Genomic DNA, 13,347 nt, shown 5'->3' on the forward strand with positions numbered 1-13,347 from the left:
CCCAACACACTTCACCACATAACTGAATATCGAAGGAAGAAATCCCCTTACCGAAGGAGCATCATGGGGAATTGGAAGAAAGCGGTGGCGGCCCTTGCGGCGCTGCCGGTCATGCTCGCGGGGCTGGCCTTGGGGCCGAGCACCGCGATGGCCGCTGATCCGGCCGATGGCGGTCTCACGGACGCGAACCTGCTCGCATCCTATGATTTCGAGGATGAGAACGACAAGGGCAAGGACGTCTCCGGCCACGGCAACGACCTGACCATCAAGGGCGACAACGTCGAGTACGGCAAGCCCGGCGACTTCACCAGCAAGGTCGTCCAATTGCGCGGCAACGACGGCCAGTACCTCGAGCTGCCGAAGGGCCTGCTCAACGGCACCGACTCGTTCACCGTGCAGTTCGACTCGAAGTCGCGCATGGCGGACGGCGACAACTTCTTCTCGTTCGCGATCGGCAACGACAATCAGAAGTACTTCTTCTCCCGTCTGCGCCCGAGCAGCGTGTACACCGCCATCACGAAGGGCTCCAACCGCGCCGAACAGGGCGTGACCGTGAACACGAACACGTCCAACGTGTGGCACACGTACCGCATCTCCGTGAGCCCGAACTTCATCGCCGTGTTCCAGGACGGCGCGCTCAAGGGCATCAACAGGAACGTGACCACGAAACTCTCCGACCTCGGCGCCGATCTGCCGGTCACGTTCGGCAAGTCCACGTGGAACGGCGACAAGTACTACAACGGCGGACTCGACAACATCAAGGTGTGGAAGGCCGCCTACGTCTCCGACGCGATGATCTGGGACGGCGTCACCGTGCCCGGCTCCACCGAGACCGGCGTGACGTTGCCCGCGACCGATGCACTCGGCAACCCGCTCGCGTGGTCGTCGTCCGACACGACCGTGCTCGGCAATGACGGCAAGGTCGTGAAGGCGCCCGCCAAGGACACCGAAGTCACGCTCACCGCGTCCTCCACCGTGAACGGTGTCGTCTACACGAAGCAGTTCACGGTGGTCGTCACCGCGGCCATCACCACCGCCGACGCGGCCGCGGACCGACTGCTCGTCGACTACCAGCTCACCGCCGGCGCGACGTTGCCCGCGACCGTCGCCGCCGCTCCCGGCGCGACCGTCGCGTGGAAGTCGTCCGACACGTCGCTCGTGAAGGACGACGGCACGGTGGTCGGCGTTTCCGGTGATGCCGAGAAGACCGTCGACCTGACCGCCACCGTCACGCTGAACGGCAAGACCGCGACGAAGAAGTTCACCGCCGTGCGCGTCATGCCGAAGAGCGCCGAGACGCTCGCATCGTACACGCGCGACCACTCCATCAACGGTGGCGCGCGCGTCGGCGACGCCCTCCATCTCGCGCTCAGCGCGGATGGTTCCTCCTACACCGCACTGAACAGTGACTACGGCGTCGCGTTCGCCGAAGCGCAGATCACCGTCGGTCCGAAGAACGACAAAGGCTATCCGACGCAGACCACCGATGTCCGCGGACTCGTCGACCCGTACCTGTTCCAGCTCAAGGACGGCAAGTACGCGTACGTGGCCGTCTTCACCGACGTCAACGGCAACCGCGTGGATGGCGGCAAGATCGCCTTCTCCACGTCCGGCGACCTGACCGAGTGGTCCGGCAAGCCGAACGACGACGAACGCGGCGACATGGTCCAGGTGACCGACGATGCCACGCTGTTCGACGCTGGTACCATCGCCGCCGGCTACGACGCTTCCACCGGTGAATACCGTATCTCCTGGAAGACCAGCGGCGTCAGCCGTTACGTGACCACCAAGGACTTCAAGACGTTCTCCGACGTGAAGACCGGTGTCGGCTTCGCGCGTACGCAGGCCGACCTGAGCGGCGTCGCCAACGCACTCGCCGGCAGCGGCAACACGATCGCCCTGACCAAGGCCGCCGCGGCCGCCGTCACCGAGCGGCTCGGCCGCGTCCACAACACGGGCGTCGAAGCCCCGAAGACCGTGACCGTCGAAGCGGGCAAGACCACCGAGCAGGAGCTGCTCCAGCAGGTCAATGGCGGCACGACGCTCGACAACGGCCTGCTCTCCAAGGGCGCGACCGCGACCGCCACCTACTCCGACGGTTCCACCTTCGACTTCCGCGTCAACTGGAACCAGGACGAGCTGAAGAACATCGACCTCACCAAGGCCGGCGAATACACGATCAGCGGCACCATCAACCAGCAGAACTACTCCGAGCAGTTCCCGATGATGAAGAACCGCGCCGACCCGAACATCGTGTACTGGAAGGGCAAGTACTACGCGATGGGCACGTCCGACGCGGGCGGCATGCACACGCTGTTCATCCGCTCCTCCGACACGCTCGCCGGGCTCAAGGACCAGAAGGCCGGAGTGGTCGCAGACGGCGGCTACAAGGTCGAAGGCCAGGACACCTACCTGTTCGGCGACAACGACGGACTCGGCCACAAGGGCTACCACTGGGCGCCGGAGCTGCACGTCATCAACGGCAAGCTGTACTGCTTCTACGCCACCGTGCCCGACAAGGCCTACGGCGGCCCGAACTGGGTCGGCACCGCACCCGTCGCGTACATCATGGAGCTCAAGGACGGCGGCGACCCGACCAAGACCGCCGACTGGATCGAGCACCGTGTGCAGCGCCAGCTCGCCGACGGCAGCCTCGACAACCTCTCCAACCTCGGTCTGACCATCGACATGACCTACTTCGAGGCGGGTGGCAAGTCCTACATCGCCTGGAGCCAGGGTGACGAGGAGCGCGCCGGCGCCAAGGCCAATGTCTCCATCGCCGAAGTCAATCCGGACAAGCCGTGGGTGGCGCTCACCACGCCGCAGCGCATCATGCGCCCCGAATGGGGATGGGAGCTCGACGGCGTCAACGAGGGCCCGAACGTGCTCGTCTCCGGCGGCAAGGTGTACATGGTGTTCTCCGCCCAGCTCGTCACCCCGCAGTACGCGACCGGCATGCTGATCGCGAACGTGGGCTCCGACCTGACCAAGGCGTCCAGCTGGACGAAGTCGAACTACCCGTGGCTGCACAACGGCACCTTCGCCGACCAGTTCGGTCTTGGCCACAACTCCTACTTCACCGACCCGTACGGTGACGTGTACAACGTGTACCACGCAATGACCAACGGTTCGCGCAACACCGCGCGCGACGCCGGCATCCTCCCGGTGCACTTCCGCGCAGACGGCACGCCGATCATCGACATGACCACCAGCGAGGAGCTTGACCAGTCGAAGAAGGACGTCACGCTGAAGGTCGTCGTGGCCGACAAGCCGGTGTCCACCGATGCGTCGCTCAAGTCGCTCACGGTGGCGGGTTCCGAGGTGTCGCTCGATGACGCCGCGTCCGACAAGGGCGCGACGCTGAAGGTCGACGATCCTGCCGCGGTGACCGTGGCCGACGTGGCCGCCGAGACCACCGACGCCGGCGCTTCGGCCGATGTGGCCGTGGCCGACGGCGTGGTGACCGTGAAGGTCACCGCCGCCGACGGCACCACCACGAAGACCTACAAGGTCACCCTCGTCAAGAAGGATTCGGAGAACCCGAACCCGGGCACTGGCGACAACAACGGTAACGGTGACGGTTCCGCGACCAAGCCGGGTGCTGGTGACGGTGCTGGTAATGGCACCGCGGCCAAGCCGACGGCCAAACCGTCCGGCAACGGTGCGGCTCTGTCGAGGACGGGTGCCGCCGTGGCGTCCGTGCTCGGCGTGGTGGCCGTGCTCGCCGCCGCGGGTGTCGCCCTGACCGTCTGGCGCAAGCGCCGCGCGTAGCGCGCTGGGTTCCCCCTCAGTCCGGCCTTGCGCCGGACAGCTCCCCCACATGCGTGGGGGAGCAAGGCGATGGCATGTGTCTGACGGCGCATGCCATTCCTTTTGCTCCCCCTTTTAGGGGGAGCTGTCGGCGAAGCCGACTGAGGGGTGGCCCCCCTCTGACGGGCTGAGCCGTGAAACGGAGAGCCCGGTGGGCTCTCCGTAGGCGAAGGCGGGCGGCAGCGAGCCGATGTGGGGTCAGCCGCAGGCTGTCCGTAATTGCGGACGGGCTGTCCGCGAAGCGGACTGGGAGAGAGTAGAGGAGCGGCCGCTGGCCGCGGGAATATCGTATCGGCCGAAGGCCGATTCCGTTTCCTGTGGCCTGCGCCCATTGTCTCTCCCCCACCCGGCTTCGCCGGGAGCCCCCTCATCAGAGGGGGCCTATTTCGGTAGCGGCCGGCCCACGTTCTGCAACCGCTTTCGGCGTGGCTTTGTGACCGCTCACATGTATGATGGGAACGAACATTTCCGATGGTAGGTTCGGTCATCGGCTCCTTGGGGAAGATGGTGAGGTCTTCGATGGGCGGCTGGTGCACAGGCGAATCCCGTCATCGCAAGGTAGGCGATGACGGGCGAGGAGGAGACCGTCGGAAGAACATGATTCCCTGATCGAAGGAGCATTATGGGGAACTGGAAGAAGGCGGTGGCGCTGGTGGCCACAGTGCCGATGCTGATGGCGTTGGCGCCGGCCGCGAACGCGGCCGACACGACGACGTCGGCGGCGAACACGCCGGCCGCGCAGCAGGCGCTCGCGGCCGCCGTCGCGCAGAACGGAACGATCACGGCGGACGATACCGCCGCCGCAACCGCCGACGCGACGCCCGCCGAGGGGCCGAGCGACCTCGCGAACTACGAGAAGGACGCGAACCTGCTCGCCAACTACGACTTCAACGACGTCAAGGCCGACCAGACCGGCACGCTGAACGACAAGACCGGCAAGGCCAAGGCGACCATCAACGGCAAGGCCACGACCGCGACCAACACGAAGGACAGCACGACCGCGCTCACGCTGGGCTCCGGCAACTGGCTGAACCTGACCAACGCCGACGGCTCCGCCCTGCTCAAGGGCAAGCACGCCGTCACCATCAGCTACGATTCCAAGGCCAACGCGACCGGCGGCGCCTGGACGGTCTTCGCCGCGCCGAACGCGAACGGCGTCAACGGCAGCGCGCCCACGTATCTCGGCGTGCTCGACCAGACCAACAAGACGCGCGTCGAGCGCTACATCAACGGCCGCAACTCCGACAAGGCCACCATCGACAAGAACGCCGGAACCGCCGGCAACTGGAAGCACGTCGACATTGTCGTGACCGACGAGTTCTCCGCGCTGTACGTGGACGGCAAGCAGCAGGGCGTCTCCACCGACACCGCCGATTCGCCGCTGACGTCGATCCTCGGCGCCGAGGGCGGCGTGTTCCAGATCGGCAAGGGCAACTGGGGCAACGGCGAATACTTCACCGGTGACATCGACAACCTCAAGGTCTACGATTCCACCGCCGCGGCCATCGCCGACGCGCTGGCCAACGCGGACGTGCCGGAATCCGTGACCGCCGACTTCACCGTGCCGGTCAGCTCGAACGGCACCGCGATCGCGTGGACGTCCGACAACGCCGCGATCGCGATCGACGCCGCGACCGGCAAGGCGACCGTCACGCGTCCGGCCTCCGACCAGGCTGACGTGAAGGTGACGCTCACCGCCACCGTCGCGGGAACGAGCGAGTCCAAGACCTTCACCGTCACCGTCAAGCATGAGGAATCCGCCGCCGACAAGGCGCAGGCCGACCTCGACGCGATCGGCCTCGGTAACCTCAACGCCGTGTACTCGAGCATCACGCTCCCGACCACCGGCTCGAAGTTCGGCAGCCCGATCACGTGGACCTCGTCCGATCCGTCCGTCATCTCCGACAAGGCCGACGGCAAGGTCGCGCCGGGCGTCGTCACCCGTCCGGCCGACGGCGACAAGACCGTCGTGCTCACCGCCTCCGTCGAGGGCGCGACCGCCGTCAAGCGTTTCGTCGCGACCGTGAAGAAGGCCGTCAAGCAGGAGGCCACCACCGACTACCTGTTCGCGCACTTCACCGGCTCCGAGCGCAACGTCACCGATGAGCAGATGTACTTCGCCACCAGCGAGGACGGTCTCAAGTGGACCGACACGCATAAGGACGGCGACCCGGTGCTCACCTCCGACGTGGGCGAGACCGGCGTGCGCGACCCGTACCTCGTGCGTTCCCCGGAGGGCGACACCGTCTACCTGATCGCCACCGATCTGAGCGTCAAGAAGTACGGCTGGCACTTCCGTCCGGGCGCGGGCGGCAGCACCAAGCTCGTCATCTGGGAATCCCATAACCTCGTTTCCTGGTCGAAGCCGCGTCTCGTCGACGTCGCCTCGAAGATTCCGGGCGCCGGCTGCGCCTGGGCGCCGGAAGCCTACTGGATTCCGGAGATCGGCGAATACATGGTCTACTGGGCGACGACCGCGTATGAGCGCAGCGACCCGAGGTCCAACGACAGCCCGCTGGCCAACGAGTACAACGATCAGATGAACATGTACTATGCGACCACGCGTGACTTCGTGCACTTCTCCGATCCGGTCAAGTGGATCGACCGCAACGTCTCCGTCATCGACACCACGATGATGAAGGTGGGCGACTGGTACTACCGTGCCAACGGCGACGGCAAGAACTCCATCGAGAAGTCCAAGGACCCGTTCGCCGTGGTGGACATCAACGGCGAGGCCGCGGACAACACCAACACGGACGAGAACCAGTGGTCGTACGTGGGCGCGCTGCAGGACATCCTCAGCAACCCGAAGTACAGCGGCAGCTACCTTGAAGGCCCGGAGTTCTTCAAGTACAACTCCGACGACATTCCGACCGTCAACGGCAAGAAGATGCCGTACGGCCTGATGTGGGACCAGTACCGTGAGGGCAAGGGCTACCTGCCGTTCTTCACCTCCGATCCGGGCAGTAACAGCGCCTCCGATTGGTCGTTCGCCTCCTCCGTGAACTTCGGTTCGCTCAAGAAGCGCCACGGCACGATCCTGCCGATTACGAAGACCGAGTATGACGCGGTGATGAAGGCCTACAACGGCACCACTCTGCAGAACAACTACTCCGAGGGCGCCGCGGCCGCCAAGTCACTCACCGTGCTTGACTCCGCGAACGCGTCCGTCGCCGGCACGACCGTCAAGGTCAAGGCCGGTGCGACGGCCACGTTCAGCGCCGTGACCAGCGGCCTCGCCGACGGCACGCAGGTCGCGTGGACTTCCGCCGATCCGTCCGTCGCCTCTGTCGACCCGGCGACCGGCGACACCGCCACGTTCACCGGCGTCAAGGCCGGCACGACCACGGTGACGGTGAAGGCCGGCGACCAGACCGTCGAGTTCACGCTCGAGGTCGAGAAGTCCGGCAACGAGCCGACGACCAAGTACGGCGTGGAGGACCTCAAGGCCGTGACCGCGAACTATGCGGACAACGGCGCTCAGGTGGCCTCGTTCCGTTACGACCAGTCCGGTCCGTTCACGATCGCTGCTGGCCGTAAGGTGAAGCTGCAGGGCGTTCCGATCGATTGGAAGATCGCGGAGATCACGCCCGACGCCACGAAGGGCCAGACCTTCACGGTGACGAGCCCGGATGGTCTGTTCACGCAGACCTACGCGTTCGTGTTCGCCGGTGCCGAGACGCCGAAGCCGAACTCGGGCGCGGGCGACGCGAACCAGAGCAACGGCGCGAACCGGGGTAACGGCACGAACGCCGGCAAGGGCGGCCTGTCCGCCACCGGCTCCGCCGTCGCCGGCCTGATCGGCGTGACGGCGATGCTCGCCGCCGCCGGCGTCACCCTCACCCTCCGCAAGCGCCGCGCCTAGCGCGACCGGTGTGTTCTGGCCCCCTCTGACGAGGGGGCTCCCGGCGAAGCCGGGTGGGGGAGAGACAGCGGCCGTAGGCCGCGGGAGATACGGCATCGGCCGAAGGCCGATTCGATTTCCCCGCGGCCCGTGGCCGCTCATCTTCTCTCCCCCAGTCGGCCTTCGGCCGACAGCCCCCTCGTCAGAGGGGGCTTGGTTTTATGCGTCGTGGGTTTTGTTACCGCTCACAGGTATGATGGGGGATTGTACATGGCCGATGCTGGTTTGTTCGGTCGTGGGTGCCTTGGGGGAGTGGTGGAAGAGCTCCGATGGGAGCCTGCGAACGGGGACGATGTCGCAAGCGGGCATCGGATGTGCGAGGAAGCAATCCCCTTACCGAAGGAGCACTATGGGGAGTTGGAAGAAAGCGGTGGCCGCAGTCGCGGCGCTGCCGATGCTGATGGCGATCGTGCCATCGGCGACGGCCGCGGACGCGTCATCATCGGCCACAACCGCGCAATCACAAACCGCGCAACAGGCGCTGCAACAGGCCGTCGCGCAGAACGCCGCGGATACCGACCTGCTCGCGAACCTCGACTTCAACGACGTGAAGGCGGGCGCGACCGGCAGCATCACCGACGCGACCACCGGCGTGAAGGCGACGATCAACGGCAAGGCCGCGACCGGCACCGGCAAGGACGGCACGACCGCCGCCCAACTGGGTTCCGGATTCTGGCTGGACGTGACCAAGTCCGACGGTTCGGCCGTGCTCAAGGGCAAGGACGCCGTCACGATCAGCTACGATTCGAAGTCGGCGAGCACCGGCCAGGGCTGGTCGTTCTACGCGGCGCCCGACGCGAAGGCGCCCGTCTACAAGTCCGAGCATTACCTCGGCGTCATGGACCTGACCACGTCGCTCACGTTCCAGCGCTACAACAATGACGGCTCCGGGCGCAACGAGTCCGGCAGCGTCGCGGCGAAGGACCTGAAGAACGACTGGCGTCACGTCGACATCGTGCTCGCCCCGACCTCGTCCACGCTGTACATCGACGGCGAACAGGTCGCGACGGCCACGCCTGACGGCGCGGTCAAGCAGGGACTCACGGACATCCTCGGCGCGGACGGCGGCGTCCTCCAGCTCGGCAAGGCGAACTGGGTGAACGGCGAATACTATTCCGGACTGCTCGACAATCTGAAGATCTACGGTTCCGCGCACACCGCCGACCAGATCAAGAAGGACTACGAGGCCGGCACGCAGCAGACCAAGCAGGCCGAGGCGGATGCCAACGCGCTCACCATCCCGAACGCCGACGACGTGCGTTCCAGCATCACCCTGCCGACCACCGGTACCGTGAACGGTTCGACGATCAGCTGGAAGTCGAGTGATCCGGCTGTCGTCACCGATGCCGACAACGGTGACGTGAAGGCTGGCGTCGTCACCCGTCAGAAGGCGGACACGAAGGTGACGCTCACCGCGACCGTCACCGGCAAGGACGGCTCCACCGCGACGAAGACCTTCGACCTGACCGTCAAGGCCGCCGTCGAGAAGCCGAAGACCACGGATTATCTGTTCGCGCACTTCACCGGCACGGAACGCAACGCCACCGACGAGCAGATGTACTTCGCGACCAGCAAGGATGGACTCACCTGGCACGACACCCGTGCCGCGGGCAATCCGGTGCTCACCTCCGATCTGGGCGAGAAGGGCGTGCGCGACCCGTATCTCGTGCGCTCCCCGGAAGGCGACCACTTCTACTTGATCGCCACGGACCTGAGCATCTACCATCGCGGCGGCTGGGGCGACAACCCGGCGCAGAAGTACAACGGCAGCAAGGACCTCATCGTCTGGGAGTCCGACGACCTGGTGAACTGGGGCGAGCCGTACGCCGTGGACGTGGCCTCGAAGATCCCGCACGCCGCGATGGCGTGGGCACCGGAGGCCTACTGGATCCCGGAACTCGGCCAGTACATGGTCTACTGGGCGACCACGTCCGATCAGGACGACAAGGATCCGAGCGCCGCCGACCCGACCAACATGTACTACTCGCTGACGCGTGACTTCAAGACGTTCAGCACGCCGGTCAAGTGGATCGACCGCCCGCAGTCGGTGATCGACACGACGATGCTCAAGGCGGACGACGGCTACTACTACCGCGTCTCCGGCGACACCGAGCTCGGCGTCGAACGCACGAAGAACCCGCTCGCGACGACCTTCGTGGGCGAGGGCGACGGCTACAACCACGGCAAGGACGACCAGCAGTGGGAGTTCGTCGGCTACTTCCGCGACCTTGTCGGCAACAGCAAGTGGACCGGCAAGAAGCTGGAAGGCCCCGAACTGTTCCGCTACAACGACGACGACGTGCAGACGACGGCCTCCGGCAAGCAGATGAAGTACGGCCTGATGTGGGACCAGTACGCGGAGGGCAAGGGCTACCTGCCGTTCTACTCCGCGGACCTCGGCAGCACCGACACCGCCGACTGGGCGGCCGCGAGCAAGGTCAACTTCGGTTCCCTCAAGAAGCGCCACGGCACGATCCTGCCGATCACGGCCTCCGAATACGAGGCGGTCATGAAGGCGTTCGACGAGAACCAGCCGCTTGAGCCGGTCACGCCGGACAAGTCCGGTTCCAAGCCGATCGCGTCCTACGATTTCGAGGACGACAACGATCTGGGCAAGGACACGACCGGCAACGGCAACGATCTGACGCTCAACGGCGTCAAGGAGTTCGGCAAGCCGGGCGACTGGGGCAGCAAGGTCATCCAGCTGCGCGGCGACGGCGGATACGCCGAGCTGCCGACCGGCCTGTTCGACGGGCGCAACGAGTTCACGCTCGAATTCTCGTCGAAGTCGCGCCAGACCTCCGGCAACTTCTTCTCGTTCGCGCTCGGCCAGGACAACAACAAGTACCTGTTCATCCGCCTGCGCGGCAACGAGGCGTACGTGGCCATCACGAAGGGCTCGTACCAGAGCGAGCAGAAGATCTCCGGCGCGATCGACACCCAGACGTGGCACAAGTACACGCTCACCGTCACCGCGAAGCACATCGCGCTGTACGTGGACGGCGAACTCGCCGGCCAGGTCGACACCGACGTGGCGATCACCGATTTCGGCAGGAACACGAAGGCGTACTTCGGCAAGTCGTTCTACTCGGCCGACGGCACCTACAACGGAGGCATCGACGACGTGAACATCTACAACTACGCGAAGTCCGCGCTCGACGTGCAAGGCCCGGCCGCCGCGCTCAAGGTGAAGAAGACCGACCAGATCCTCTCGCAGAACACGACCACCGCCACCGACGGTTCCGGCGCGGTCACGAAGACGATCGTGCTCGACTACTGGTCGGACGCGAAGACCGGCGCGAAGTCGGACAAGTCGAAGGTCTCCTTCGACTATGAGATCCCCGACGGCGTGACCGTCGCGGACGAGTCCGGCAAGACGCTCACCGCCGCCGACCTGAACAAGATCACCGACTACTCGCAGCCGCTCAAGCTGAAGCTCACCTACGACGGCAAGACCGTGGACTACACGGTCGGCGTCGAGGTGCTCGTCACCCCGGTGCGCATCAGCGGCGACGAGGCGAAGGCCTCCGGCATCGGCGAGAAGGATCCGACCGGCAACGAAGGCTGGAAGTTCTTCGCCGACCCGCAGGTCGTCGCCTACGGCGGCAAGTACTACATCTTCCCGACCACCGACGGCTACTCCGGCTGGGCCGGTCACTCGATCCACGTGTTCGAGAGCTCCGACATGGTCAACTGGGAGGACAAGGGCACCGTCGTCGACCTGTCCAAGGACTACAACGACATGATCGACGGCCGCAAGGAGAAGGCGTGGGCCCCGGGCTTCGCCGTCCGCAACGGCAAGTTCTACCTGTACTTCTCCGGTGGCGGCATGACCAACGTGGCCATCTCCGACCCGGCGAAGGGCGGCACGATCACGTCCGGCTACAAGATCCAGAAGGTCAAGGTCGAGTCGAGCATCGACCCGGCCGTGTTCCAGGACCCGAACGAGCCCGACAAGTACTATCTCGCGTGGGGCCAGTCCCCGGGCAAGTACGCCGAGCTCAACGACGACATGACCGGCATCAAGGCGGGCACCACGGTGACCACCAACGCCACGAAGGACATGCGTGAGGGCTCCTACATCACGTCCCGTCCGGATCCGAACAAGCCCGGCAACACGATCTACTACTACAGCTACTCGTGCTGGGACACCAACGAGCCGCGCTACAGCGTCGGCTACGCGTACGTCTCCGCCAAGAAGCTGAGCGACGTGAAGGGCACGGACTGGCAGTACGGCGGCTACATCCTGACGAAGGACGACGCGAAGGGCATCCTCGGCACCGCGCACCACTCGTTCGTGCAGGTTCCGGGCACCGACGACTGGTACGTCGTGTACCATGCGTTCCTCACCGACGAGATGCGCCCGCGCGGCTACGATTCCACGCACAACAACGCGCAGCTCGCCAACGGCAACAAGCGTGAGATTCGCATCGCGCGCGTCACGTACGGCGCCGACGGCACGATCAACACGATCCCCGTCACGTACGAGGGCGTGCTGCCGGAGACGACGCCGTCCGTGTCCGTCACGGGCGCCGTCGCCGGTTCCGGTTCCGGTGATGCCGCGGACGCCGCGACTCCGATCGGCACGAAGCTCACCGCCGCGTTCAACGATGGTTGGAAGCTTTCGTCCGTCCAGTGGTATCGCGCGGATTCCGCCGATGCCGCGGACGTCGCGAAGGCCGTCGCCATCGACGGTGCGACCGCCGCCGAGTACACGCTGACCGATGCGGACGCGGGCAAGACCGTGTTCGCGAAGGCGGTCGGCGAGAACACGACCGGCGTGCTGCAGAACGCGCAGCCGGGCACGGCGGGCGCGTCCCCGTCGAAGACGTTCGAGCTGACCAGCGCCGACACCGTCAAGGTCGCCGCCAAGCCGGCCACCGTCCCGGTCGAGTCCGTCACGATCACCGGCGACGGCGTCGCGGACGGCAAGGTGACGGTCAAGGAAGGCGCGTCCGTCGCGTTGAAGGCGACGGTGACGCCGTCCGATGCGTCCGATGCGGATGTGGCGTGGACGACGTCGAACGCCGCTGTCGCGACGGTCGACGCGAACGGCAAGGTGACCGGCGTCAAGGCCGGCACCGCCACGATCACCGCGACCGCGGGCGGCAAGACCGCCAGCGTGACCGTGACCGTGACCGCCAAGGGCGATTCCGGTGACAACGGTGCGGGTGACAACGGTGCTGGTGATAACGGCTCGGGCAACGGTTCCGCGACCAAGCCAGGTGCCGGCAACGGCTCGGGCAACGGTAGTGGTGCCGTGACGAAGCCGACGGCCAAGCCGTCCGGCAACGGTGCGGCTCTGTCCAAGACGGGTGCCGCCGTGGCGTCCGTGCTGGGCGTGGTGGCCGTGCTCGCCGCCGCGGGCATCGGCCTGACCGTCTGGCGCAAGCGCCGCGCGTAGCGCGACGTCGTCTTGGCCCCCTCTGACGAGGGGGCTCCCGGCGAAGCCGGGTGGGGGAGAGACAGCGGCCGCAGGCCGCAGGAAACGGAATCGGCCTTCGGCCGATACGATATTCCCGCGGCCAGCGGTCGCTCCTTTTCTCTCCCCCAGTCGGCCTGCGGCCGACAGCCCCCTCGTCAGAGGGGGCTTATTCGTCTCGTGTCTGAATCATCCGTTTCCCCTGTAACCG

The 13,347-nt window shown here is 65.9% G+C and carries 3 protein-coding genes; all 3 read left to right on the top strand.

Annotated elements, in window-relative coordinates; translation table 11 throughout:
* Positions 1-63: 63 nt before the first annotated feature.
* The 3 genes from AC1AYD_RS05095 to AC1AYD_RS05105 all read left to right on the top strand — a co-directional run bounded on the left by AC1AYD_RS05095 (position 64) and on the right by AC1AYD_RS05105 (position 13,118).
* The gene (locus AC1AYD_RS05095; RefSeq protein WP_476544783.1) at positions 64-3,771 is read left to right on the top strand and encodes a family 43 glycosylhydrolase; all 3,708 of its coding nucleotides are present in this window, start codon (positions 64-66) and stop codon (positions 3,769-3,771) included.
* Positions 3,772-4,432: 661 nt separating this feature from the next.
* Positions 4,433-7,675 carry an immunoglobulin-like domain-containing protein gene (locus tag AC1AYD_RS05100; protein WP_476503148.1) on the top strand — a complete coding sequence of 1,081 codons (3,243 nt, stop codon included), beginning with the start codon at positions 4,433-4,435 and terminating at the stop codon, positions 7,673-7,675.
* A gap of 388 nt (positions 7,676-8,063) precedes the next feature.
* Positions 8,064-13,118 (top strand): family 43 glycosylhydrolase, encoded by a 5,055-nt coding sequence (locus AC1AYD_RS05105; RefSeq protein WP_476503149.1) that lies wholly within the window; start codon positions 8,064-8,066, stop codon positions 13,116-13,118.
* Positions 13,119-13,347: the final 229 nt, after the last annotated feature.

Source organism: Bifidobacterium sp. LH_426 (assembly GCF_056356875.1).